General features: G+C 39.1%; 25 protein-coding genes, 2 tRNA genes and 1 other annotated feature. Of the genes, 6 read left to right on the forward strand and 21 right to left on the reverse strand.

The annotated features are described in order from the left end of the window. Both ERX55_RS08205 and ERX55_RS08210 read left to right on the forward strand, forming a co-directional pair. On the forward strand, positions 1-554 hold a 554-nt coding region (locus tag ERX55_RS08205), incomplete at its 5' end, for an IS30 family transposase (RefSeq protein ID WP_133452090.1). 233 nt (positions 555-787) lie between these two features. Next, complete coding sequence (locus ERX55_RS08210) at positions 788-2,305, forward strand: PIN-like domain-containing protein (protein WP_133452091.1); 1,518 nt, start codon at positions 788-790, stop codon at positions 2,303-2,305. Between the two features lie 249 nt (positions 2,306-2,554). Here ERX55_RS08210 and ERX55_RS08215 read toward each other — a convergent pair whose 3' ends face one another. Beyond that, the gene (locus ERX55_RS08215) at positions 2,555-2,746 is read right to left on the reverse strand and encodes an abortive infection family protein (protein WP_243721487.1); all 192 of its coding nucleotides are present in this window, start codon (positions 2,744-2,746) and stop codon (positions 2,555-2,557) included. 97 nt (positions 2,747-2,843) lie between these two features. After that, a complete protein-coding gene (locus tag ERX55_RS08220) occupies positions 2,844-3,308 on the reverse strand; it encodes a hypothetical protein (protein WP_133452092.1) in 465 nt (154 codons plus the stop codon). A 317-nt stretch (positions 3,309-3,625) separates the two neighbouring features. Between ERX55_RS08220 and ERX55_RS08225 the strand changes: the two genes are divergently transcribed. Continuing rightward, a complete protein-coding gene (locus ERX55_RS08225; protein ID WP_133452093.1) occupies positions 3,626-3,847 on the forward strand; it encodes a helix-turn-helix domain-containing protein in 222 nt (73 codons plus the stop codon). Here the strand turns inward: ERX55_RS08225 and ERX55_RS08230 are convergent. From ERX55_RS08230 to ERX55_RS08245, 4 genes are all read right to left on the reverse strand, one after another. Continuing rightward, the gene (locus tag ERX55_RS08230; RefSeq protein WP_133452094.1) at positions 3,844-4,815 is read right to left on the reverse strand and encodes a hypothetical protein; all 972 of its coding nucleotides are present in this window, start codon (positions 4,813-4,815) and stop codon (positions 3,844-3,846) included. The genes ERX55_RS08225 and ERX55_RS08230 overlap by 4 nt on opposite strands. A gap of 953 nt (positions 4,816-5,768) precedes the next feature. Next, positions 5,769-6,860 (reverse strand): hypothetical protein, encoded by a 1,092-nt coding sequence (locus tag ERX55_RS08235; protein WP_133452095.1) that lies wholly within the window; start codon positions 6,858-6,860, stop codon positions 5,769-5,771. A 93-nt stretch (positions 6,861-6,953) separates the two neighbouring features. Further along, a complete protein-coding gene (locus ERX55_RS08240) occupies positions 6,954-7,529 on the reverse strand; it encodes a hypothetical protein (protein WP_133452096.1) in 576 nt (191 codons plus the stop codon). Positions 7,530-7,618: 89 nt separating this feature from the next. After that, positions 7,619-8,326 (reverse strand): hypothetical protein, encoded by a 708-nt coding sequence (locus ERX55_RS08245; RefSeq protein WP_133452097.1) that lies wholly within the window; start codon positions 8,324-8,326, stop codon positions 7,619-7,621. Between the two features lie 154 nt (positions 8,327-8,480). Between ERX55_RS08245 and ERX55_RS08250 the strand changes: the two genes are divergently transcribed. Continuing rightward, positions 8,481-9,311 (forward strand): GIY-YIG nuclease family protein, encoded by an 831-nt coding sequence (locus ERX55_RS08250; protein WP_208001519.1) that lies wholly within the window; start codon positions 8,481-8,483, stop codon positions 9,309-9,311. A gap of 60 nt (positions 9,312-9,371) precedes the next feature. Here ERX55_RS08250 and rlmH read toward each other — a convergent pair whose 3' ends face one another. From rlmH to ERX55_RS08290, 8 genes are all read right to left on the reverse strand, one after another. Then, complete coding sequence (gene rlmH, locus ERX55_RS08255) at positions 9,372-9,851, reverse strand: 23S rRNA (pseudouridine(1915)-N(3))-methyltransferase RlmH (protein WP_133452099.1); 480 nt, start codon at positions 9,849-9,851, stop codon at positions 9,372-9,374. Positions 9,852-10,101: 250 nt separating this feature from the next. Next, the gene (locus tag ERX55_RS08260; protein ID WP_133452100.1) at positions 10,102-10,893 is read right to left on the reverse strand and encodes an MBL fold metallo-hydrolase; all 792 of its coding nucleotides are present in this window, start codon (positions 10,891-10,893) and stop codon (positions 10,102-10,104) included. A 17-nt stretch (positions 10,894-10,910) separates the two neighbouring features. Continuing rightward, positions 10,911-11,705, reverse strand: coding sequence for a two-component system regulatory protein YycI (locus tag ERX55_RS08265; RefSeq protein WP_133452101.1), 795 nt, complete (start codon positions 11,703-11,705; stop codon positions 10,911-10,913). Then, positions 11,705-13,009, reverse strand: a complete 1,305-nt coding sequence (locus tag ERX55_RS08270) for a YycH family regulatory protein (RefSeq protein ID WP_165983753.1) — start codon at positions 13,007-13,009, stop codon at positions 11,705-11,707. Before ERX55_RS08270 ends, ERX55_RS08265 begins: the two co-directional genes overlap by 1 nt. Then, positions 13,002-14,864, reverse strand: a complete 1,863-nt coding sequence (gene walK / locus ERX55_RS08275) for a cell wall metabolism sensor histidine kinase WalK (protein ID WP_133452103.1) — start codon at positions 14,862-14,864, stop codon at positions 13,002-13,004. The genes ERX55_RS08270 and walK overlap by 8 nt, the downstream gene beginning before the upstream one ends. After that, complete coding sequence (gene yycF, locus ERX55_RS08280; protein ID WP_133452104.1) at positions 14,864-15,568, reverse strand: response regulator YycF; 705 nt, start codon at positions 15,566-15,568, stop codon at positions 14,864-14,866. Before yycF ends, walK begins: the two co-directional genes overlap by 1 nt. A gap of 119 nt (positions 15,569-15,687) precedes the next feature. Beyond that, positions 15,688-15,760 (reverse strand) — tRNA-Asp (locus ERX55_RS08285). Between the two features lie 14 nt (positions 15,761-15,774). Continuing rightward, positions 15,775-15,849: transfer RNA gene (locus tag ERX55_RS08290), tRNA-Glu, on the reverse strand. Between the two features lie 173 nt (positions 15,850-16,022). Between ERX55_RS08290 and ERX55_RS08295 the strand changes: the two genes are divergently transcribed. After that, positions 16,023-16,904: a YitT family protein gene (locus ERX55_RS08295; protein ID WP_133452105.1), complete on the forward strand. Its 882-nt coding sequence runs from the start codon at positions 16,023-16,025 to the stop codon at positions 16,902-16,904. A gap of 23 nt (positions 16,905-16,927) precedes the next feature. On the opposite strand, the gene ERX55_RS08300 is transcribed toward ERX55_RS08295, so the two are convergent. From ERX55_RS08300 to serS, 7 genes are all read right to left on the reverse strand, one after another. Further along, positions 16,928-18,217, reverse strand: coding sequence for an adenylosuccinate synthase (locus ERX55_RS08300; RefSeq protein ID WP_133452106.1), 1,290 nt, complete (start codon positions 18,215-18,217; stop codon positions 16,928-16,930). Positions 18,218-18,482: 265 nt separating this feature from the next. Then, positions 18,483-19,877 carry a replicative DNA helicase gene (dnaB, locus tag ERX55_RS08305; RefSeq protein WP_133452107.1) on the reverse strand — a complete coding sequence of 465 codons (1,395 nt, stop codon included), beginning with the start codon at positions 19,875-19,877 and terminating at the stop codon, positions 18,483-18,485. 15 nt (positions 19,878-19,892) lie between these two features. Then, entirely contained in the window at positions 19,893-20,339 is a 447-nt protein-coding gene (rplI, locus tag ERX55_RS08310) for a 50S ribosomal protein L9 (RefSeq protein ID WP_133452108.1), read from the reverse strand. Further along, positions 20,336-22,309 (reverse strand): DHH family phosphoesterase, encoded by a 1,974-nt coding sequence (locus tag ERX55_RS08315; protein ID WP_133452109.1) that lies wholly within the window; start codon positions 22,307-22,309, stop codon positions 20,336-20,338. Before ERX55_RS08315 ends, rplI begins: the two co-directional genes overlap by 4 nt. Before the next feature lie 14 nt (positions 22,310-22,323). Further along, a complete protein-coding gene (locus tag ERX55_RS08320) occupies positions 22,324-23,235 on the reverse strand; it encodes a DUF2232 domain-containing protein (protein ID WP_133452110.1) in 912 nt (303 codons plus the stop codon). A 124-nt stretch (positions 23,236-23,359) separates the two neighbouring features. Continuing rightward, positions 23,360-23,875, reverse strand: a complete 516-nt coding sequence (locus ERX55_RS08325) for a YceI family protein (protein WP_133452111.1) — start codon at positions 23,873-23,875, stop codon at positions 23,360-23,362. 158 nt (positions 23,876-24,033) lie between these two features. Next, complete coding sequence (serS, locus tag ERX55_RS08330) at positions 24,034-25,308, reverse strand: serine--tRNA ligase (protein ID WP_133452112.1); 1,275 nt, start codon at positions 25,306-25,308, stop codon at positions 24,034-24,036. 49 nt (positions 25,309-25,357) lie between these two features. Next, positions 25,358-25,546, reverse strand: a binding site (T-box leader). An 84-nt stretch (positions 25,547-25,630) separates the two neighbouring features. Between serS and ERX55_RS08335 the strand changes: the two genes are divergently transcribed. Next, positions 25,631-26,443, forward strand: coding sequence for an NAD(P)H-hydrate dehydratase (locus ERX55_RS08335; protein ID WP_133452113.1), 813 nt, complete (start codon positions 25,631-25,633; stop codon positions 26,441-26,443). Positions 26,444-26,445: the final 2 nt, after the last annotated feature.

A 26,445-nucleotide genomic window follows, 5' to 3' on the forward strand; every position in this document is an offset into this window, starting at 1 on the left:
AGTCTATCGAACTACGTCCTCATGCAGTGGATACACGCACAACCTTCGGACATTGGGAGATAAATACCGTTGTCGGCCAGAAGTCTGGGGAGGATCAGGTTCTCCTCACGATGGTTGAGAGAAAAAGTCGCTATGAACTTATCTTAAAGATTGATGGTAAACAAAGCTGCCATGTAGTCAATGCACTACGTCGTCTGATAAAGGAAACAGGAGATGCTTTCCCTAAAATATTCAAGTCTATTACAGCAGATAACGGACCTGAATTCAGCGATCTTTCTGAATGCCTCAAGGGATTATCTGAAGTCTACTTCACTCACCCCTATGCCTCTTGGGAAAGAGGGACGAAAGAAAATCAGCACAAATTTATTCGCCGGCATATTCCTAAAGGTATCCCCATTTCAACTGTAACAGCTTCTAACGTCCATAAAATCCAGGAATGGATGAACAGATATCCACGTAAGATACTAAATGGACAGTCAGCGATGGAAGTGTTTTTGAAGGAGCTAATCAAGGAGAACATACTGAGTGAATCCCTAGGATTCTATATGAACTAGATTTGTCAGGGTGGCTAACTTGTAATTGCAATTTAGAAAATGAAATAAAAGGATTTTCTTATAATAAATATTATAAAAAATGAAAGCGTTATAATAAAATATTATTAAAAATATTATTAAATAGATAGTATAGTAATTGTATATCATATTTTTGATTAATCCTTTTGTCTATATTTATTGATATAATCATTTTAAATGGGTTCTATATAAAAAGGTGAAAGGAGTATACTCATATGTCCGAACTAATAACTAACGAAGAATTTAAAAGACTATGGGATAAAGATCCAATTGTAGTTATAGACAGTTGCTCATTACTGGATTTATACCGATATGCAAGCAGACCTGCAAAAAAAATACTATCTATGCTAGAAGAAATTGAATCACAAATTTGGATACCTTCTCATGTGTTAATTGAGTTTGAAAATAATAAAAGTAATGTAATTCAAGTATCTCACAATAAATATAAAAACGTAATTTCAGATACTAAAAAGTTAATCAATATGACTGAAGATAAAATAAATTCAAACTTTGTTCGATATGGCAAGTTTGAATATCCAGAAATTCATTCATTGAAAACAGAATTAAAAAGAAAATTAATTGAAGCTTGCTCTATTGCTAATCAATTTACAGATAAAGTTAGTGAAGAAATAAATGAAAATAAAAAACTGCTTTTGCAAAATAATATCGAGACATTTATTGAACATTTAACCTCTAAAGGACAATCAGGAACACCATTATCTTTGAAAGAAAAAATTGATGTCTATAAAGAAGGAGAAATACGTTACAAATATTTAATCCCACCAGGTTATAAAGACATAGATAAGGATAAAAAAGATATTACAAATACAAAAAAATACGGAGACTTATTGATCTGGAAAGAGATTCTAAAAAAGGCACATGATGATAAGGTTTCTGTCATTTTTATTACAGATGATGAAAAAGAAGATTGGTGGGAACTAAGCGGTGGTCCTAGTTCCAAAATTATAAAAGCACGATCCGAACTAACTTCAGAGTTCAAAGAGGTTACAGATAATGATTCAAGTGAATTTTTTATGTTGACTTTACCATACCTAATTAAAAATCTTTCATCTTTAAAAGAAATCGATTGTAAAGAAAATTATTTGATGAATTTAGATTTACAGCCAGAAGATACGGTCTTAGATATATTTGAAAGATTAAACTGGCAGAATAAATTATCTGATGAGTGTAGCCTAGAATATGAACTTTCAAATAACGGAATTCTGCAAACTTATATAAGTGATTTACTTCAAGATGTAGAAATATCAGAATATTTGAATTTACACTTTGATGAAATATATACAGATTACGATGAAGACAACATTATTATAGAGGGAAATTTTTATAGTGATATATTAATTAATGAAGTTATATATGAATATGATGATTTTACTTCTGATGTCGTTGCTCAAATCACGTTAAAAGGAAATTTCTCTATTGAATTCAAATTTTCAGTCAGTGATGACACTACAGAAATAGAAGAACATGACGAAGTTCTCACCCTTTTTAATTTTGAGATAAAAGATTACAAAGAATTATCTAAAGAGTTTGATTACCATTTTGAAAGATGTATGATTTGTAATAAGAATATTGGAGCATATATGACAGGGAATTCAGATTTTATATGCGAAATTTGTTCTATAGATTACGAAGGATGTCCTAAATGTGGAAAATTATATCCTAGCGGAAGTTTAGAAGGTTCCTACTGTTATAACTGTATGCACGAAGAGTAAAAAATAAATACCTTTCATTTGTTAACTTCTATTATGTATCTTTTAACCTGATAAATCGTAAAGAAATGACAAACTAAGAGACTGCTAGCATTTCTGAATATATGATTTTTTGAACGAGAATCTTCAACTCTCTGCTCTACAAATTAATTTTATTTCTAATTCATAACCTTCTATGCCTATCAAAATTTACTTAAATCCAAAAGAGCATGAAATAATTTCTTTATTTTTCCAACAAGATGAAGGTACAATCTAAACTGTACCTTTATCTTGTTTTAATTTTGATAATAATAACTCCACAATCATACCCATTGATTCTATAGCAATTTTAGAATCTTCTTTTGATATCTCAGGGATGAAAGGTCTACCATGACCTATGCCTACCTTATTTCTATATGTATTTATTGAACACCCTAATTTATAAAGAGAATACTCTACACTCAATCTAGCACTGATAGTTTTATCTGCATTCTTAATATCTTTGTCATTAGAACATAATGTGAAGAAGCGGTCATTTATTTATATACTGTATCCTAGCAGCTTATTTTTTTTGCTTTAACCACTCTCCTTCTCTATAAGAACCAAGTCCAGTAGAACGGTTATGTACCATACCACCTTTTGCATCGTCTTCAAGTCGTTTCTTATATCTCTGATCTTTACGCTTTGTTTCGCACTTCACATGTTCATCACAATGACCCTCTCCAAATATGCCATAATTAAGTTTCTTACCGAACAGTGACTGTATCTTATCCTTGAATGACAATTTTTCGTTCACTTGATAAACATACTGTTCCCCAGGAAATGAATCATAACGGACAAACATTTCCCAGTCACCAAATTTCATGTTATAGCTGAGATCCTCATATCTATCTGTCCACCCTCTTTTGTCGAGTGCCTCTTGAATCACTTTTTCTGTTGCTTCCTTTTCCAACCAAAAACTGACCGTATTAACTAAAAAAAACAGACTTAACAATGTGCAGAACAGCCAAAGTATTTTTCGTTTCATAGCAATACCTCCATTTTTATAACATACGATTTCTTTAATTAGCTAATCACACACTCTTCACTTTATAACAGTAGAATATTTCAAAATTATAGTAAATAGATTTCCTGCCTTTTTAAGGTAGATTTAAGATTAGTTAATCATGATAATAAAAACGACCGTTTCTTCAGTTAGAAGAAGCGGTCATTTTATATTTGTGCGCATGATGTTCTCATTCCTAAAAATTGTCATACTTTTTATTAAAAGTTTCCATATCTGCAAGAGAACACTCAGCTTTTATATTTCTTGCTATGATAAGCGAGAAAATGAGGTAATAGATAATGAAACAACATGAAATCATAGAATCGATAGAGAACCACAGAAGAAAATTAGGTTACAAACAATACGAATTTGCAGAAATGATGGGTCTCACTCCTGTACAATATTCAAAGATAAAAAGTGGACGACGACCCCTATATGGAACTGAACTCTGTCAGTTAGCTGCTGAACTTGATATGAAGATTAGTACTTTAATAGCATATAATGAAACTTTATTAACCTAGCTCTCTACTAATTCAATTTCTATTGACGATAATACATCAATCAGATATATCAGTTTTATACAGTCGATTTTCTTAATTGCTTTAATATCCATTACACCGTGCATTAATCTATTTCTATTAATATAGTCCGGATCAGATATAGCATTATTATTACTATAATGCTCCTTAATGACCTTAACAGTATATTGAGTGATAATCTGTTCAATTTCTTCTTCATTGCCAAGTATATCCTTATTCAAAAATGTATTTATACTTTTGTACTTGGGCTCTCTTTCTTCTTGGTACGCTCTGTAGATGGTCAAGTAATCAATAGCGGCTAATGCAAGCATAGCTGCTTCGGTATAACGTTTATTTTCAAAGTTATCTATAATACGATAAATGTAAGCTTCCTTAGGTTGATAGAAATCATTTTCTGTAAGATTACTTTTAATGTCTGGATAATGTGACTTAAAAATTCTATAAATATCTTCATCTGTGATATCACTTTTTTCGAGATAAATATCATAATAATCGGAAAAATATTCTAATTTCATACTAAGTCTGTATTGCTCGCAGTATCTGATAAATAACTTCAAGCTTTCTTCTAATAAATTAATTGCTTCTCGCAGCTTACTGAAATCAATATTAGAAGTGATATTATTAATCAGATTTATATGGGCTTTAAGGTTGTCATTTAAAATCCTATTTACTTTATTTATAGTATCTGTCATTAAGCTATTCATTTGTGTCCGTTGTATTTGAGCAGCTTCGACTATTGAAGTAAACTTCGGAATATGTGATAAAATACTTTCTACATCTAATCGAGTTGCATTTACTCTATTAATGGTACTCCAGTAGTTATCTATAGTCTTTTTTTGTCTGTTGATTTGGTCTAGATAAGATTTAGGTACTTTTAACTCGTTTATATCCCTTGCTCTTTTATTGGTATATAGAATTCTATGAGTCTTTATTAATTTGTTTTGTTTCATATGAATTTACCCCATTAGCTATTAGAGATTAAAAGCTGCTTAATATTAGTTATGCTTTATGACCAGCAATTAAGTCTTTCCTTGTCTTAAGAGTTCCAGCATCAGATAATTTTTTACCTCTTTCTCAAGCTCACTGCCATATTTTTGTACATATTTTAAGCTTTCAGATTGTTTTCTATATGTATTCATCGTGGCCTCCATAGATAACATATTATATAAATTATGAAACATTTAAAATTATTTCATTTTATCATATATTTATCTTAATTTGTATATATGTATTTCAAAGTGAATGGCTTAGCTTTCATTTATTTATATCCTTTCACTAAATAGTCAGAAAAACCTCATTACTTGTGATACGCTTGAGCGTATCTCTCAAGACTGCGGTACTTCTTAGAAAATAAACCGCATCACTTAGCTTCACCGTATCAGTTAAGACTACGGTTTTTCCACCTAATTTAATCTATATTTGTTTACAGTAATAATGTTGATCAACATTACCTAAGAATCATCATAACCTTCCCGTGACTGAAGAAAGTTTATCAATTATATTATCTTTTCTAACTTTGATATGTTTTACATTTTCTAGATAATAGAACATATACGACCCTACGAGAATTATTGGATCATGTCCGACTTTACTTCTTAAATATTGTATATAATCCATAGTGCACATCTTCTTTATAGATATATAGCCATTAATCAGAGTTGTCATTAATGGAATTAATATCTCAAACTTCTAAAAGAATTGATTATTTGAATTATTATTCAAATGTAGATGGTTTATAAATTCCTAGATAAAGATATATGAAATTCAAAAAGTAACATAATCATTCATAGATATCTAAAGCTTATGCTTTTCTGAACTTTAGTAGTGATGTGATGTTGTGTTCTTTAAAATGAATCCATTCTCATATAATTAGTTTTAAATATTTAAAAACCTCAAAGAAAACTTAATCATCTAAATAAATAGTCATTTTCTCTTTTAATTCTAATAGTTGCTTTTCTTCTACTAAATATTTGCCAGTACGTTCGATGTATCCACATTTCTGACAAATAAATAATGAATCTTTTAAAAACTCATCGACCAATTCTGGAGTCATCTTTGTTCCTTCATTACAATCGTCGCAAATCATGGTAAGATGAGTTGATAGTAATTCTTTAAGCAAATTTTCTAATTCTATTATTGGAATATCATAATTTATATTTCTTTTAATTAGCCTAATCCAGGAATTAATTTTGCAAATTTCTTTAGGCATTTGTAAGACCTCTTCAAAAATAATCAAACAAACTTCCAAACAAAAATCCAAAAGTATTGGTATTTTTTTATAGAAGTAATCTGTGAATTCATTTAAATTATCTTTGTTATTAAATATAAAATTTAAGTTGCCTGCTTTAGTTCTATAATATCGATTTGAAGTTATTATATGCACAGATTGATCCCACACACCTGCCATACCATACTCAGATGATTTTTCATATATTATATTGAAAATTACTTCTGAATCATAAACTTTAGTATCTTCTGAATACTTCCTATTAAGTATGGTACATGCTTCCTCAATAATATTTTTAATTTTTTGTTTTTCACTTCTTTTAAAATTACTGATATCGTAACGATCTATCTCATCATTTAATAGTCGATTAACTAGTTCATCTGGCTTAGTCAGCAACCAACATAAGTAGAAAAGATTATCATGAAATGGCTTCCTACTAAGCGAGAATGCTACAATTGTTTTTCCTTTTTCAGCACATCTTAAGGATTCTAGAATGAAATCAGTAAAATCTACTAAGATTGAGAAAAATATATTTGGTTTGTAAATCGTTGTTATTACATCGAATCTCCCTTTTTCTTTTAGAAATTCCATGATATGTTGGTTTTCACCCATATCTTTAAGAATTTCTCCTTTTACATGTCTTTCATTTAAATTATATTTTACAGACTTTTCTAGAATATCTACTAAAATATCATATTGATAATACATTAACATTTGCATATTATGATACTTCTCATCTAAATTTTCGTGTATAAAAGGTTTTACCATAAAAATTTCTCCTATAATTTTATTTATATTTTCTGTATAATATCAATTTTTTTACAACATCTTAAGTTACAACTTCTTTATTTTTTGATAAATTTACCATCTATATCTATTATCATTAAACTCAGTTTCTTTAGTTGTCTTTTCATCCAGTAAGTAATTAATCAGATCTTCATGTTGATACTGACTTAGCCCATTATCCATTCTACTTTTATCATCCAACCACTTAAGCGTTGCTTTGTACCATAGCATTTCGTCCATACTTGCTTTAGGAGCCTTAGTACTTTTGATGAATTCCTTTAGACCCGTCAGTTCTTTATGAACTTTATACTCATGTATCAGTTCCTTGATATCATTGAACTCTTTCTCTCTATTCTTCCTAGCTCTCTCAGCCGCTTCTTCTTCTCTCTTTCTCTCTGCTACTTCCCTGTCATGTTTTACTTTTTCTTCATATAGAAGCTGTACCATTTCAAATATCTTCGCAAACAATATCTTCAGCAGCTCTTCGGCTTCATAGTTTCCTTGAAAGTTTCTATCGATACCATAACTTTCACTCCATGGGTAACAGCCAGTGAGTTCACTTCTAAACTGTCCTGTCGGTTCGTCAAAATGCGGCGGATACTCTCCCTCTTCATTTTTTATTTGGTTATTCTTATCTCTGAAGTGCAGCAAATAGGTAAAAACAGTTGCGAATACTTTAGAAGGAGTTCCATTTTTACTGTTTAATGTATCTACTTCTTTAGCAGATTTAAGCTTGATGACTATCCTCCTTCATTTTTTATTTGGTTATTCTTATCTCTGAAGTGCAGCAAATAGGTAAAATCAGTTGCGAATACTTTAGAAGGAGTTCCATTTTTACTGTTTAATGTATCTACTTCTTTAGCAGATTTAAGCTTGATGACTATCCTCTTATCATACACTGACACAGTACATCCAGCCGATTCAAGTGCTTTGAACAATGTGTCAGTAAGTACGTAGAAATCAGAAAGTGTCTTGTCCGAGATACGATGTGTATTTAATACATTCTGCTGTTTATTGTTAAAGTTTCGACGCCCAAATGGGTGACGTTCAGCTTCTCTATCCAGTCTTTTCTGTTCTTTTACATATTCACGATGGCCTACAATCAGCTTGTGATACCGACCTACTCTTTCAGGAAGTTTAATATTGGAATATATTGCGAACAATTCTTCTTTTTTCTCATCATCAAAATAGCACCACTTCTCAAATAATTTATCCTTCTCACTTTTTCTATGTACCAAAAAGATTTCGTAATTGTCACCTTGGATTGGATGCTTAGGCAGTATGTTGCCTTTTCTATAATGATAGAGGTAGTTAGATGGCGGAAGTGGTATATCGTGTTCCTTTATTATTTCCTTCAGGTTCTCAAATTCCAGGTCATGTTCATTACAGTAGGCTGTCCTAGATTTAGTCCATAACTCCTCATAAAGATCAAAGCGTTTAACTTTCATATCAATTTTCCTCCAAAGTATAAATAATTGTCATTGCAACACATCAGAATTTGAAAGATGCTATACACTTTATAAGAATATTCAATTAAATTATCTCACATAACGGGAGTTTTGTTATTATCTAGTTAATAAAACTTTTAAGGAGAGTTGCATTGTGGGACAGATATTGCTTAATGACTTACTCGGTTTTTCAGAGGAAGAGATGAAGAATGTTAAAATAAAATTCAATCAATCGAATGGCATTGAAAATCCTATTGATCTTTTTAAAGAAAATCCCGATTTATTAAATAATCAATGGCTTTTTTGGCGTACAAAAACTCGGTATTTCAGTGTGGGACAGATTGCTGTATGTCTGGTCCGTTTATCATATGATACTTGGCTATTATCAACTGTGAAAAGGGTGGTTAAAGAACTCGGTGTGCTAAATGGTGTCAATTATGTAGGTGAGGAATTAGAACAATATTCTCAATATTATGGTCGTGTCATTATTAAGTTCAGAAAATCCTTTCAATCTCAAGGTCGTTTTTATGAAGGGTTACATAACGAATTAGTGGTTCAGCAGATACTTCCTACTACATTTGATGGCGATGATTTTCCAGGATACGATAAAGTCAAATTATCTTATCAGCAGTTAGCCTCCATCATTCAGCGTGGCAAGAGAGACTGGATTGCTGCGCTTGAAAACCAGAAGGCCGTCTATCTGATCACTGATACATATAACGGTAAGCTGTATGTTGGATCTGCAACAAGTAACAGTCAGATGTTACTTACGAGGTGGTCTAACTACGTTCATAATGGTCACGGAGGAAATAAAGAGCTAATTAAGTTAGTGAATGAAAAAGGATTTGATTATGTGAAGCAGTATTTTCAATATACGATACTTGAAAATTATAATGGAAAAATTGATGACAAACTGGTACTGCAAAGAGAATCATACTGGAAAGAAGCATTGGGAAGCAGACAATTTGGATATAATTCCAATTAATTACATAAAAGAAGCTGACCATGTTAAGGTTAGCTTCTTTTATATGTTTTATAAACCGCATTATTTGTGATACGCTTGCCCCTTCATAATCCTAAATGCTCTATAAACTTGTTCCAGCAGTATCACTTTCATCATCTGGTGGGGGAAGGTCATTTTACTAAAGGATAGGGCGAAGTTTGATCGTGCTAGCACGCTTTGATGCAGGCCGTTTGAGCCGCCGATGATAAAGGTGAGGCGGCTTTTGCCTATATTCATGTTGTGTTCAATATGCCGTGCAAGTTCGACTGAGTCCAGCTGCTTACCTTGAATCTCCAGTGTATAGACATAGCTGTCATCCTTAACCTTCGCCAGGATACGCTCCGCTTCTTTCTTCTTCGCTATCTCGATATCCTTCTCACTCATGTTATCCATATCTTTCTCATCCGCCACTTCTATCAGCTCTAACTTCGTATAGGCGCCGAGCCGCTTCACATATTCATCCACCGCCTGTTTCCAGTACTTCTCTTTCAACTTACCCACAGTGATAATTGTAATCTTCATATTTATTCATCCTTCTTGTATGACTTATCCTAGTTATCCACATGTTATTAACTTATTAACATTTCACAAGCCTTATTTTATCGTATTTTTCCCTTTTTATCTTCTTTTCTTCCATTTTCTTCTGCATAAACATAAGAAAAGATGCCTTGTTACCAAGACATCTTATTCACATGTGGATAACTTACGCTCTATCCACAAACTATTCATGGTTATCCACATTCCTCTGTGAAATTACTGTAAATGGTGTCAGCTATACTTCATAAATCTTTGTTGCGGTGTCTTTATCCGTATCATGAAGCATGACATCATTTTTCGTGTCGATATCATGTTCATTCAGAATCTGTTCAACACTCATTCGTGCCAGGTCTTTCAGGTTATTATCTCTTGATAGGTGAGACAGATAGATTCTTTTGGTCGACCCCGTGATTACTTCACGCATGGCATAGGCCGCATCTTCATTGGAGACATGGCCCATATCGCTCAGGATACGTTGCTTCGTCTTCCAGGGATAGCGCCCCATTCTCAGCATATCGACATCATGATTGCTCTCGAAGATAAAACAGTCACTGCCATGTATCATCCCTTTCATCCGGTCAGAGACGTAGCCTGTATCTGTGATCATCGTCAGCTTCTTGTAATCATTATGGAAGATGTAGAACTGCGGGTCGATTGCGTCATGCGACACATTGAAGGACTCGATATCAAAGCCTGCGATACTTTTGGTTTCGTATGGATTGAAGATCATCTTCTGATCCTGCGGGATGTTTTTATCTGCCCGTTCTATCGCTTTCCATGTATTTTCGTTGGCATAGACCGGCAGTTTATACTTTCTTGCGAGGACCCCGAGTCCTTTAATATGATCGATATGTTCATGGGTGACGAGTATGCCATCCAGGTCTTCTATCTTACGGTCAATCTGGCTGAAGAGGTCGACCATCTTCTTGCCTGATAGGCCGACATCCACCAATAATGAGCCTTTGTCGCTTTCGACGTAGGTCGCATTACCTGTTGAGCCACTTGCCAGTACTGACATTTTAATCATTTATATCACTCTCTTTATTACTTCAGTATAGGTTTCTGTGGATTCAGAGCATCCACATAGAATGTTTCACGCTTGCCGTCGTCATGTAATACCGCCACTTGCCATGTAGGTTTGAGGACTTGCCCTTCTATATTCGGGACAACAGAATAATAGCCCAGTCTGACCGCTGTGATCTCATCGCCTGATTTCAGCTTATTCTGATAGTAGAGAATTTCAAGGGCCCGTCTCGGTTCTACGACTGGCTTCTTCTTGTTATTGTTACCGATGCCTTCCTGCAGGTTCTCGATATAGGACTGCTCGTAGCTGTATGCTTCGTTCTTATCATTATAATTCACAACGATTTTGGCTGTATCATTGCTCAGTATCGGATACTTGTTGAATGTCTGCTCATAGAGTATCCGTCTGTTCGTCCGGTCAATACCGCTCAGAATATATTCGATTCCTCTGTAGGGAACGGTCGCCATGAAGATATTCAGTTCTTCCATAATGACATCCGGCTCTATAGCACTGAGGGGCAGATTCGTCGCGATGCGGTCTTTGACGACTTTTTCTTTAACGACCGTGTTACTGTGCGTTGTATTCGTGGCATCGAACTTTTTGCTGCGTCCAGACAAGTAATTCAGTTTGACGCCTTCTGACGGCGGCAGTTCTTTCGGTAACTTGATGTTCTCCTTCTCGAAAGACAGCACTTTTTCATTCGCGATATCTATCTGATTAGAACGTTCAACTTTCTGATAGTACAGGGCACCGAGACAGATATTGATGATCAGAAAAACAAAGATAAAGAGTGAGCTTGCTTGTTTCCAGTCCACTACTTCAGCCTCCCATCCTCATACTTCAGCCATCTGTTGTTATATTCAATATACCAGTGCGGTTCAAACAGCAGATTGGCCTGAATTTCACTATCTGCTGATTTTTTCATTTCATAGCCGATCAGCATATTCGTGATTTTATCGAAACGGTATTCTTTAGAAGAGGCAAGTCTGTAACGGACTCTTTCTGCGCTCGGTAGTTTCTCTACTGCCTGTGTCGAAGGAACTGCCACACTGGTTGATAAAAGGCCCCGTCGATATTCATACTGATCATTCTTCCCCCAGATGACTGAGATATTGGACAGGCCTGTTTTATTGAAGACAGGTCTGCCCCCTAAGAACATCTGATAGTCAATCGTTCTATTATCATCATCGATATCGAACAGGCGGTAATCATCCGTGAAGCCACCATGACTGCTGATAAACTTGAATGATTTGACCAGTATCTCACGCGGCGCGGCCTTGACGGAATCCGCTTCTGATAAGTTGTTATATTTGTAGATATCGCTATCATTGACAGATACGATACCTGTATTGCTGAAATAGGTGGTGCTCTCTTTACGGTCACGCTCTATGATGTTGTCCTGATCGTCCAGTACCGCATCATTGATATCTTTCACACTGATGCGGTCTGCAATATAACGGTATGCTCTGATATTGTCTGCTTCTTGCGGAATATAGAGCTGCATCTTATCACTCGACGTGAACTCATTGGTAACGAGACTCGTATAGTCCACCATAGACTTGCGTTCTGTCTGCATCAACTTATTGAATGCCTGACTTTTGGCATCCGTCTCTATTTTCAGTACCTTTGTTCTGCCGATCAGATAAATATTGACGTTCTTACGGCTTTCACTATCAATCATCAGACGTTTGAACGTATACCTGTCTCCTGATTTATAGTTCATATCCAGTATGTTGGTCACGTACATGGTCTGCGGAATATCAACGGTAAAATCAAATAAAGTAAAACGGTTGCCGATGTGCTTCGCCTGAAATTTACCGTTATTATCAATCAGATAAGCCGATTGAATCTGACTTTCGCTTAAGAAGTTAGTCAGCTCCATAATCAGACGGCTTTCGGTTGTACCTTTGATATTGCCTTCATTGTAAGAAACAGCCTGGTAGGGCATATAGATATTCTTGATGTTATCGATAAATCGGGGGCCAATTGTCTTCTTTTCAACCACTGCTGTATCTACATTGGTCAGCTGAGGCTTGAAGTTCCATATCAGATAAGTCAGCACCATGCTTGAGCAGACGAGAATAATCAGTATGAGACTTTTAATCAGATTCTTATACATCCCAATCACCATCATCTAAGACTTCACAAGGCAATGTAATATAGACAGAGGTCCCTTGATTTTCCTGACTGTTTGCCCAGATGCGGCCGTTATGTGCTTCGACGATTTCCTTACTGATCGCAAGACCGAGACCTGTTCCGCCCATTGTCCGCGTTCTCGCTTTATCAACCCGGAAGAAGCGGTCAAAAATCTTGTCGACCTTGTTTCTAGGAATACCGATCCCGTTATCTTTAATCTGAATGGTCATACGGTTGAATAACATATTTTGTTTCACATGAAATTCAATGCGTTTTTTTCCTTTTGAATATTTAAGGGCATTGGAGATGACGTTATCAAATACTTGTGTCATCTTATCAGGATCGATTTCCACAAAGATACCCGCTTTCGGAATATCGCGGATAAATGTCGCTGATTTTCCTTCGCTCATCTCAAAGCGGTTGATGATTTTATGGATGAACATATTAAAATCAATCAGTTCACGATTAATCGTTTCATTTGAGTTATCCATCTTGGACAGTTGCAGCAAGTCATTGACCAGTCGAATCATGCGGTCTGTTTCTTCCCGTGTCACGCTGAGGAACTGGGGCGCTAGTTCAGGGTTCTGCCAGGCCCCTTCTTCCAGCGCTTCTATATAGCTGCGCATAGAGGTCAGGGGTGTGCGCAGTTCATGCGATACATTCGCCACGAACTCCCGGCGTTCATTTTCAACGTGATGCTGTTCAGTGACATCATGGAGCACAGCGATGTGACCTGTGATAAAGCCCGTCTCCTGGATAATCGTTGAGAAGCTGGCGCGGACGATCAGCGGGTACTCACCTGCAATGTCGATGATGACACCGCCGCTGTTCTCCTGCAGTTCTTCCAAAGAATAGTGCTCTTCCATCTTCAGCACATCCAGTACGTGACGGCCTTCTATATCATCCTGATTGACAGACAGCATGCGCAGAGCCATATCATTGACGATACGCACGCGTCCTCGTCTGTCGGTTGCGATGACACCGTCTGACATATGAGTGATAACGGAATCCAGTCGTCTCTTCTCACTTTCTGTATTGGCCTGAGCCTCCTGGACTCTTTTAGCCAGGTTATTGAAGGTCAGAGCCAGTTCCCCGATCTCATCATTGCCATACACTTTAACACGGTTCGTGTAATTCCCTTTTGACATCTCGAGCGCCTGATTACGCATGTCGGAAATCGGTTTAGTGATGGTTCTGGCAATAAAGAAGCCGAGAAGGACAGTGATCAGAAGGGACAGCCCGGTGCCGATAATGAAGATCTGGTTGATCTTGTCGAGCTGCTGATAGACCGTCTCGATACTTGATTCCACGTGAATCACACCTACAACTTCATTATTCACTTTAATGGTTTCATTTTTGACCCAGACACGCTTCTTATTTGTTCCTTCTTCCTTCAGCTGAATCTGGTCATTGCTCTGCCCGAGTGACAGCGCTTTTTGTATTTGAGTGTCCTTATTCTTCTGATCGATAGAAACGTTATCTGACACTTTACTTGTCGCAATGATCAGCTCATTCGTATTGATAAAACGGATTTCATCTATATCTGAGCGGGCCTCCCCGATACCTGACCGTGAAGTATAATCATCGATAATAGACTGAATCTTCCGTTCCGTGTTATCGTCATTATTTTCCTTGTATGTTTCGTTAATATCATAAGCAACCTGCTTCACTTGTCGATCAACATTGTCCTTAAAGTTCTCAGTCAGCTCTTTTTCGAGATTATTCGTGAAATAGAGACCGATGATCTGCATGCCGATAATAATCAGCAGGACATAGACAACAACCAGCTTGATATGCAGGGATTGCAGCTTCTTAATGAATGCCTGAATATACTTCATTATTTATCCTGTACTTGTAAGAAATAACCGACACCACGTCTAGTCACGATATATTCAGGATGTGAAGCATCATCTTCAATCTTCTCTCTCAGTCTTCGGATGGTCACATCAACCGTTCTTACATCTCCAAAATAATCATAGCCCCATACAGTCTGCAGGAGGTGTTCACGTGTCATGACCTGACCGATATGACGCGCCAAGTAATGGAAGAGTTCAAATTCACGATGAGTCAGTTCAATACTGACCCCGCGCTTTTTAATAGAATAAGCATCAGGATAGACCGTGATGTCCTTAATGACAATCTCATTGGTTTCTTCTTTTTCTTCGGACTGTGCCTGTGTGTAGTGACGTCGTAAGTTCGCTTTTACACGCGCAATCAGTTCGCGGGTACTGAATGGTTTAGTGACATAGTCATCTGCGCCGAGTTCCAGTCCCAGCACTTTATCGATCTCTGAGTCTTTCGCTGTCAGCATGATAATCGGCATGTCGTATTTTTTCCGGACTTCACGGCAGACTTCCATGCCATCACGTCCCGGCAGCATAATATCCAGAAGTACGATATCCGGCTGTACTTCATAGATCAGTTCGACAGCATCATTACCATCATAAGCAACGTGGACATCATAACCCTCTTTTTTCAAATTAAATTCAAGTATATCCGCGATTGGTTTTTCATCATCTACAACGACTATTTTACGAGCCATAGGTAACCTCTTCTCTTTAGAGTTTCATTTACTATCTTATAATTTACCATTTTTATGTGTTTTTTTCTATCTACTGAATCACAACAAAAAAAGACATGCATCAGATGCATGTCTTAGAGCGGTCCCGACGGGAATCGAACCCGCGATCTCCTGCGTGACAGGCAGGCATGTTAACCGCTACACCACGGGACCTAAAACTATTTAAATGGTGACCCCTACGGGATTCGAACCCGTGTTACCGCCGTGAAAGGGCGGTGTCTTAACCGCTTGACCAAGGGGCCGTATTTTTTTCAGCACAAGATTGATTATAGCATGGTTATTTATAATCTGACAACTATAATTCGAAAAAAACTTTATATTCTAAAACATTTTGCTACTTGTGAGCATTCTGAAATTTCTAATAATTTTTTTATAGTATAGTATAGGTAGAAACTCAGTAGAAAAGAGGGATGCTATGTCACAATTAGCAGCTGAAAAAGTCCATAGAACGCTGCCGCTGAAAGAGAAGATCAAACGTTTCCTGATGGTCACTATCGGTGCCCTTCTCATGGCAGTCGCACTTGAATTGTTTTTAGTACCCAACGCGATATTAGACGGGGGTATTGTCGGTATTTCCATTATTACGAGCCATTTAATCGGCCTTCCTTTAGGAATCTTTATCTTTGTCCTGAATTTGCCGTTCTTCTTTCTCGGCTACAAACAAATCGGTAAATCCTTTGCATTATCCACCCTCTACGGCATTGTTGTTCTGTCAATCGCTACCGCTTTGCTGCATCCTGTTCCTCCTTTTATTCAAGAGAAGTTCCTCGTCACTATTTTTGGCGGCGCTATTTTAGGTGTGGGTGTCGGTCTCGTCATCCGTTACGGTGGTTCACTAGACGGTTCAGAGATTTTAGCCATTCTGATCAGCGGAAAAACACCTTTTTCAGTGGGTGAGATCGTCATGGTCATCAATTTCTTCATATTTATCGTCGCAGGCTTTGTCTTCACGTGGGAATCCGCCATGTATTCCGTCATTGCTTATTTCATTGCCTTTAAAGCGATCGATATTGTTCAGCTCGGACTCGATGAATCGAAATCCGTCTGGATCATCAGTGAGCAGTACGAAGAAATCGGTGAAGCCATTAATGCCCGTCTTGGCCGTGGGGTAACGTATCTCAGCGGGGAGGGTGCTTTTACGGGTGACGTCAAGAAAGTGATCTTTGTGGTCATCACACGACTAGAAGAATATAAACTGAAGGATATCATCAATCATTATGATGAATCTGCCTTTGTTGCCATTGGCAACGTCTCAGAAGTTAAAGGCGGTCGTTTCAAAAAGCGCGATATCCATTAAAAAAAGAGCCCGCGGGCTCTTTTTTAGTTCTGCCATAAATCTTCAAGTAAATTGGTCTGTGTACGGTCAGGCCCGACTGAGAAAATTGAAATTTTTACATCGCATAATTCTGAAATACGTTCTAAATAACGACGTGCGTTATCAGGCAACTCTTCCATCGTTTTGCAGCCCGTCACATCTTCTGTCCAGCCTGGCAGTTCTTCGAAGATAGGTTTGCATCGTTTTAAGTTGTTCAGGTTTGCTGGGTACTCGGTGATTTCTTCCCCGTCCAGTTCGTATGCTGTACAGATTTTAACGGTCTCAAGACCTGTCAGCACATCGATGGAGTTGATAGACAGATCAGTGATACCACTTACTCGACGAGAGTGACGTAAGACCACTGAGTCAAACCAGCCGACACGGCGCGGACGCCCTGTTGTCGTTCCATATTCTCTGCCGACTTCACGAATGTGATGACCATCAGCGTCGAATAATTCAGTCGGGAATGGACCGTCCCCTACACGAGAAGTATAGGCTTTACATACACCGATGACACGGTCTACAAACGTCGGACCGACACCTGTACCGACTGTGACGTTGCCGGCAATCGGATTACTTGATGTCACAAACGGATAAGTCCCATGATCGATATCAAGCATGACACCTTGCGCGCCTTCGAATAATACTTTTTCATCTGCATGGAACGCATCATCCAGCACTTTCGCCGTATCCGTTACGTAGCCGGCAAGACGCTGTCCTGCTGCAAAATACTCATCAAAGATATCCTCAAATTTAAAGCCTTCTGCACCGAACATTTTTTCAAACAGCTCGTTTTTCATCGCCAAGTTCTGTGTCAGTAAAGTACGGAACGTTTCCTCGTCCAGCAGATCCGCCATACGGATACCGATGCGCTGCACTTTATCTACATAGGCAGGTCCGATCCCTTTCTTAGTCGTACCGATTTTATTGTCACCGCGTTTTTCTTCTTCCAGTTCATCCTGTTTTAAGTGATAAGGCAGAATCACTTGTGCACGGTTTGAAATACGCAGATTGTCTGTTGAGATACCGCGTTCATTCAATGCATCCAGTTCTTTCAGTAACGCAACTGGATCAACCACCACACCGTTACCGATGACTGCTAATTTATCTGAATAAAAAATGCCGGATGGCACTAAGTGTAATTTGTAAGTCTCGCCGCCGAATTTAATAGTATGTCCTGCGTTGTTACCGCCTGAAAAACGTGCAATAACTGTTGCCTGTTCTGCTAAGAAGTCTGTGATTTTCCCTTTACCTTCGTCTCCCCATTGTGTACCAACAACTACGATAGATGACATTCTTGCACCTCCAAATTTAATAACCTTAGCCATTTTACCAATAAGCGTCTTAAAAATCAAACAAAACCCGAACGTTTAAAATGTAAATTTTAAGTGCCAAGGTCTCACGCCGGAAAATATCAGAATCGTACTGAAACACTGTAATATCAAGGTCTAAACGTATTTTATCAACTCTTCATGATACAGACATCCTCTTTATCAATCACTTAAAAATAGACTAAAAAACGTACATTACTGATTTTTATATCAAAAATGTACGTTTTAATTAATTTTCAAAGCCTTCATATTCATAGCTGATATCTGCAAACTTGTTGTACTGCTTCATGAAATTCAGCTTAACGGTGCCTGTCGGACCATTACGCTGCTTAGCGATGATAATTTCAATCTCACCGTTCTCATCCTGTGCCCCGGCATCAATATTTTCTTCGCCGTCTTCGTTATTTCCACGGTTATAATAATCATCCCGGTAGAGGAAGGCGACAATATCAGCATCCTGTTCAATCGATCCAGATTCACGGATATCACTCATCATCGGACGTTTGTCTTGTCGCTGCTCGACGCCACGTGACAGCTGACTGAGGGCAATAACCGGACATTCCAGCTCACGGGCCAGTGATTTCAGCATACGGGAGATCTCTGACACTTCCTGCTGTCGATTGTCAGAACTTCTTGAGCCTGATCCCTGGATCAGCTGCAGGTAGTCGATCAGTATCATATCTAAACCGTGCTCCTGCTTCAGACGGCGACTTTTCGCACGGATATCTGTTATGCGGATACCCGGCGTGTCATCGATGAATATTTTAGTACGGGAGAGCTTACCGATCGCAACCGTAAACCGGTTCCAGTCTTCATTTTCCATCGTTCCCGTCCGCAATCGGTTAGAATCGACATTACCTGTGCTGCAGATCATACGGGTGGCCAGCTGATCGGCCCCCATCTCCAGTGAGAATATAGCAACAGAATAGTTATTGTCATGCGTAGCAACTTGCTGCGCAATATTCAGGGCAAAGGCTGTCTTACCGACAGAAGGACGTGCAGCAATGATAATGAGGTCATTGCGGTTGAAGCCTGCAGTCATTTTATCCAAGTCACGGTAGCCGGTTGGGATACCGGGTGTCTGTCCTTGGTTACGGTCCAGATCCTCGGCGTTTTCAAAGACCACCTGCAGGATATCACGGATATTCTGAAAGCCGTCTGTTCCCCGGTCGCTCGAGATATTCATAATCCGCTTCTCTGCATCACTCAGCAGAGATTCCAGTTCAAGTTCTTGATTATAGCCGTCTTTCGCGATGGAATCAGCTACATGGATCAACTGCCGTTTGACTGCATCGTTAAAGACGATCTCTGTATAGAAATCAATATTGCGTGTCGTCGGTACAATCTCTGACAGTTCTGACAGGTAGAGCGGTCCACCGGCTTCTTCCAGCGTCCCTTCCTTCGTCATCTGATCCGTCAATGTGACGATATCAAGTTGTGCGTTCTTTTCAGACAGAGAAAGCATAGCCTGGAAGATATGCTGATGACTTCTGCGATAAAAATGCTGCGGTAAAAGTTTTTCGAGCGTGGGAATCAAAAGCTCAGGATCCAGCAGAATCGCACCCAGAACAGATTGCTCTGCTTCTAAATGATGGGGCATCTGCATGGAATTAAAATCTTCCATCTGTGCGCCTCCTTCTTACATTTCAGTGACGTGAACTTTCAGCGTACCTGATACCTGATTATGCAGTTTAACGGGCACATTGGTGTAACCTAGACTTCTGATGCCGTCCGGCAGGTCCATTTTACGTTTATCAATCTTGATACCATGCTGTTCTTTCAATGCCTCTACAATCTGCTTCGTGCTGACTGAACCAAACAGACGTCCGCCATCTCCAGATTTCGCCTTCACTTCAACTTCCAGTGCCTCTAATTTTTCTTTTAAGTTCTGTGCATCGATTAAATGCTGTTCTTTATCTTTTTCGATACGCTGATTTTGAGCATCCAGCTGTTTAAGGTTGCCTGGTGTCGCCTCGATGGCATATTTATTTTTCAGCAAGAAGTTGTTTGCGTAACCAACAGGTACTTCTTTCACTTCACCTTTTTTACCTTTACCTTTAACGTCCTGTATGAAAATTACTTTCATGATAGTTCACTCCTTTTGAATTGTTCTTCTATTGCGTCTTCTAAATCAAGAATAGCGTTTTCGACTGTAACGCCGCTCAGCTGTACGGCAGCGTTTGAGAGGTGACCCCCGCCGCCCAGCGCTTCCATCACCAGCTGAACATTGATTTCGCCCAGTGACCGCGCTGAGATACCGACGACATCGTCCGCCCGCCTTGCTACTACAAATGAAGCCTCTACACCGTTAATACTCAGCAGTTCATCTGCCGCCTGGGCAATGGTCACCGGATCAAAGATAGTGGTCTCATCACCATTGGCAATCGCAATCCCGTCTTGACCTAGCTGCACCGTCTTGATCAGTTCGCTGCGCTGCAGATAGGTATCCATGTTGTCTTTCAGGAAATGCTGACAGAGAATGGTATCTGCACCGTGACTTCTTAAATAGCTGGCGGCATCAAAGGTCCGTGAACCCGTACGCAGCGTAAAGTTCCGGGTATCGACGATGATTCCGGCTAACATGACGGTTGATTCTAGCCGCGTCAGCTTATGCTCTTCCGGCTGGTATTCAAGCAGTTCTGTCACCAGTTCTGCTGTTGAGCTTGCGTAAGGTTCCATATAGACAAGAAGAGGGCTTGAAATAAAGTCTTCACCCCGGCGATGATGGTCAATGACCACTTTACGTGATGCCTTATTCAGGATGTTCTCATCGATCACCATATCTGGTTTATGGGTGTCAACAACTACTAAAGTGGTGCGATTCGTCATGAGCGACCAGGCTTCATCAGATGTAATGAATATTTCCTTCAGTTCAGGTTTCTCTTCAATCTCAAGCATCACTCGGCTGAGTGTCTCATCGATATCATAAGCATTAAGTACGATATAGGCATTCAGATCATTCATGCGGGCGAAACGCGCCACGCCTATAGCTGCACCGATGGCATCCATATCAGGCCGTTTATGGCCCATGATGATGACGTTATCTCCTTCAATCAGAATATCCCGCAGCGCATGAGAGATAACCCGGGCACGGACACGCGTTCTTTTTTCCATCGGATTCGTCTTACCGCCGAAGAAACGGACACCGCCAGAGGTATTTTTGATCGCGACCTGATCACCACCGCGACCTAATGCCAGGTCAAGACTTGACTGCGCGAGTTCACCGAGTGTAATCAAGTTATCCGTTCCTTCTCCTATCCCGATACTCAGCGTAAGATGTGTCTTTTTATCACGGCTCTTCTCACGAATACGGTCCAGCAGATTGAACTTGGTTGTTTCCAGGTCAGCGAGAATACGGTTGTTCAGGAAAATAACAAACTGATCAGAAGAGAAGCGTTTAACATAGATATGATTTTCGGCCGCCCATTCATTGACTGCATTGGTCATCATGCTGTTCATTTCAGTCCTGTTGGCGTCGTTCATATTCTGAGTGATCTCATCATAGTTATCCAGAAAGACCATACCGATAACCGGCTGGGATTCCTCGTAAACTTCAAATGTCTCAACGCGTTCGGTCTCATCCAGGAAATAGAGCATATGCATCTCTTCTGCATAGCGGACTTTGAATTTTGTCTCTTTATACTGTGTATGTACTTCATTGACGCCTTGAATCTTCAGTTGATTCAGCAGATTAGGGAAAATCTCATTGATCGCATCCGCCAGTATGGGACGATCTATCTTCTCACGAATGAACTGATTATACCACTCCACTTTATCTGACTGATTCAGGAGGATCATGCCGACCGGAATCTGATTGATCGCAACGGCATTGCCTTTACTGACTTTCACCGCTATATTCTCAAAATACGTTTCACTCCGCGCCATATTCTTTTTCAAGATGACACCTGTGATGATCATGATGATCACAGCGATACAGCCCGCCAGAAGTGCCATAACAGGATGCACAGTAAACAGCAGTGCGATTAAAATGAAGACGAGAATAACCATTACAATAAACGGTGTAATGAGGGTCTGTCTCATATACTTACGGTCCATTTAACTGCCTCCTATTAAGGTTTGATTTTGGTTTTCATCCTGAAGATTAAATCAAGCACACCAAATAGCTGCGTGACAGGTGCCATCAGAAAGGCCATGATGAAAAGCAGCACACCAAAAACTGTTGGAATGCGTTTCACTTTCAAGAAGAAACTCAGTAATGATAAACCTTGGATGAACATAATCCATTCTAACACATACTTTAAGTTGAGGACTATACCGAGCAGAACGACGTCCTCTGGCACCAGAAACCAGCTGATGATGGTGACAATGAAGTAGAGATACAGGGCCATCTTAGGTACATTCCAGAAATAGAGCGGTCTGAAATTAGGCGTGGCAATTTTGAAGCTGCGTAAAATCGGCAGCGTAATGACCAGTGTCAGCAGAATCAATAAGAACAGATTAAAGATAATCAGCCCCGGCACCTGCATCTGCATTGCATCTAGTGCTGTATTGAAAAGGGCCACGCTTTCTTTCGACACATGTCCTGCCTCAATCTCACTTTTCATTAACGTGAAGTACGTGTTTTTCAAATCGCTGAACCATGTCTTGGTGGTCGGGGCCAGATCAGCCAGCTGCAGGAAAATAACTGAAATGAGCGTATACATACTGAGCAAAGTCGTCATGATGAAAAGCATGTTTTCTCTGGAAGCCCGCTCTGTCAGTAAATAACCGAGTACATAACTCATGACAAGAATAGCAAGAACAATCTGAAAAGCAATGATGGATGTAAAAATCATGGATACAAGTGTGACAATGCCTGCCATCACATAGAAAGAAGGCTTGCTCTTCATATAGAGATAGACGCCTGGCAGCAGCGAAAATGGTGCCAGCAAGATAATAACCCCAGGCGCTGTATGAATCAGTAAGGTCATCAGCAGGAGGATCAGCGTGATGATACCTGTCTTCAGAAAATCAATTTTCAAATTTAAAAACTCTCTTTCTCATATAAATTTCATTCTTTACTATTTTACAACTATTGGCTTGATTGCTCAATGTATCGACACACCAACAAAAAAAACCATGCATCTGCATGGCTTGTAAATCTTCTTATTCTTCGATTGCAAATTCCAGCCCGACTGTGAACGCTACATCTTTACTGACCATCACACCGCCTGTTTCAAGCGCCTGGTTCCAGCTGATACCGTAATCTTCACGGTTGATTTTCCCGGTTACGACGATACCTGTCACTTGCCCTCCAGTCATCGGATTTTTAGAAGCACCGTTATATTCGATGTCGAACGTTTCTTGATGAGTTTCACCTTTGATTGTTAAGTTACCTGTTACTTTAGAATCAGTGATGGACTCAGAGACGAAAGTGATGTCCGGATATTGTTCAGCATCGAAGAAATCAGCTGATTTTAAGTGACCATCACGATCTGCATTACGAGTATCGATAGAATCCACTTTGACTGAGCCCTTAAATTGTAAGGAAGAAATGTCGTTCACATCTCCAGTTAATTCTCCGTCGAAATCTTTGAACTCACCTGTTATCTTAGAAACCATCAGATGTTTGACTGAAAAAGCGACCGAACTGTGAACTGGATCTAATTTGAAGTTTGTCATTTGAATAACCTCTTTCATTTATTATATATTTGATATATTTAATATATCAAATATATTTTTTATATTAAAGTGAAACGCTCATCTTTCATTTATATACCCTTTTAAATGTGTCTGAATACAAAATATCCCTCTACTCATTAATAGCAGAGGGATTGATGTTATTTAATGACTGTCTGGCCGCCCATATAAGGAACAAGAGCCTCAGGTACTGTAATAGTACCGTCTTCATTCTGATAGTTCTCTAAAACGGCAGCAAATGTACGGCCGACTGCCAGTCCTGAACCATTTAATGTATGAACGTATTCTGTTTTACCATCTTTTTCACGTTTGAAACGGATGTTGGAACGACGTGCCTGGAAGTCAGTCATGTTAGAGCATGAGCTGATTTCTTTATATGCGTTATAGCTTGGTAACCAGACTTCGATATCGTAAGTCTTCGCAGCACCGAATCCAATATCACCAGAACATAAAGCGATGGTGCGGTAAGGAATATTCAGCAACTGAAGAACCTTCTCGCCGTTCGCTGTCATCTCTTCAAGTGCAGCATAAGAATTCTCAGGTAACTCGAAACGCACCATTTCGACTTTATTGAACTGATGCATACGGATCAAGCCACGTGTATCGCGACCAGCAGAACCTGCTTCAGAACGGAAACATGCTGTCAGTGCAGTGAACTTCACCGGGAATTGATTGACATCCATGATTTCATTGCGGTAGTAGTTTGTCAGCGGCACTTCAGATGTCGGAATCGCATAAAGTCCTTCTTTTTCAATCTTGAACAAATCTTCCTCGAACTTCGGTAATTGTCCTGTCCCATACATAGAGTCTGCGTTGACAAGTTGTGGTGTCACCATCTCCTGGTAACCATGCTCTTTTGTATGCAGATCAAGCATGAAGTTATAAAGCGCACGTTCCAAGCGCGCACCGTCACGTGTCAGGAAGGCAAAGCGTGCACCCGATACTTTTGCTGCACGGTCAAAATCTGCCATTTTTAAATCTTCAACGATATCCCAGTGAGCTTTAGCCTCAAAATCAAACTCACGTGGTGTACCCCATTTGCGAACCTCGACGTTCTCGTCCTCATCTTTACCGAATGGCGTTTCGTCACTCACGAAGTTCGGAATGCTTGACAGCTCGAGCTTGAGATCTGCGTTCAGCTGATTCAGTTCCCCGTCGATTTTCTTGATATCTTCGCCTACGACACGCATCGCTTCAATTGCTTCATCTGCGTTTTCCTTGTTACGCTTTTTCAAGGCAATTTCTTCACTTGCTTTATTACGCTTCGCTTTCAGTTCTTCAGTCTGCTGTGTGAGTTCACGCGCTTTCTTATCAAGCTCAACGATTTTCTCCACCAGGGAAGTATCAATACCACGCATTTCAAGTTTCTTTTTCACTAAATCAGGTTCAGTTCTAAACATTTTGATATCTAACATTGTATTGCCTCCTTTTTATTTTTGGGGACAAAAAAATACCACGTCCCTTGAAAGGGACGTGGTATTACGCGTTGCCACCCTAATTAACAGCCGGAGCTGTTCACTTCATTAACATAACGGTTAAACCGATTGTCTACTTAAACGGATAGATTTCGTTTCTGTTCTTTGCCAGTTCACACCCACCACTGACTCTCTTTGAAAGAAGGAGAAAGTACTTATTCCGAGACAATGTCTTATTAAGTTATTTACATATTATCAGACAAACTTTAAGAATGCAAACTATTCTGTTAAAATGATGATATTAAATCTAAGGGAGTCTTATATGCAAACAATTGACAGCATCACCATACCAAAACGCGAAGATCAGTCTCATAAAGGCGATTATGGCCGCATCCTGTTAATCGGCGGCAATCAGAACATGGGCGGTTCTATCATGCTGTCTTCACGTGCTTGTGTCTATAGCGGTGGCGGCCTTACGACGGTCTGTACACACCATTCCAATCACACGGCGCTTCATTCCCGCTGTCCAGAAGCAATGGTCAGTGATCTGAATGACATTAAAAGACTGACAAAACTGGTGACTGAGGCAGATTGTATCCTGGTCGGTCCTGGTCTTGGTCTTGATATTAAAGGGAACAATACGCTGACTTTTATCCTGCAGCATGTACAGCCGCATCAGACTATTATTATTGACGGGGATGCGATTACTATCTTCAGCAAGCTGCGTCTGACACTCCCGGACTGCGAGGTTATCTTCACGCCTCATCAGATGGAATGGGAAAGACTGAGCGGTATTAAAATTGATGACCAGACACCGGAGCGAAATCGTCAGGCAGCTGATGAACTGGGAGCACACGTCATCTTAAAAAAACATCATACTGAACTTTACCTGAAGACAGGGGACTATAAAATTGATAAAGGAAATCCTGCAATGGCGACAGGCGGCATGGGTGACACACTTGCCGGCATGATAGCAGGGTTTATCGGTCAGTTCGAGACAGAGGAAGCCATCAAATATGCGGTCTATATCCACAGTAAGATCGGTGACCAGTTATCTCAGACGATGTATGTCACACCCCCGTCCATGATCATTAATGAAATTCCGTTTATGATGAAAAAACTGGAAGCAAAATAAGG

It is taken from the genome of Macrococcus bovicus, assembly GCF_004359575.1.
Taxonomy (GTDB): domain Bacteria; phylum Bacillota; class Bacilli; order Staphylococcales; family Staphylococcaceae; genus Macrococcus; species Macrococcus bovicus.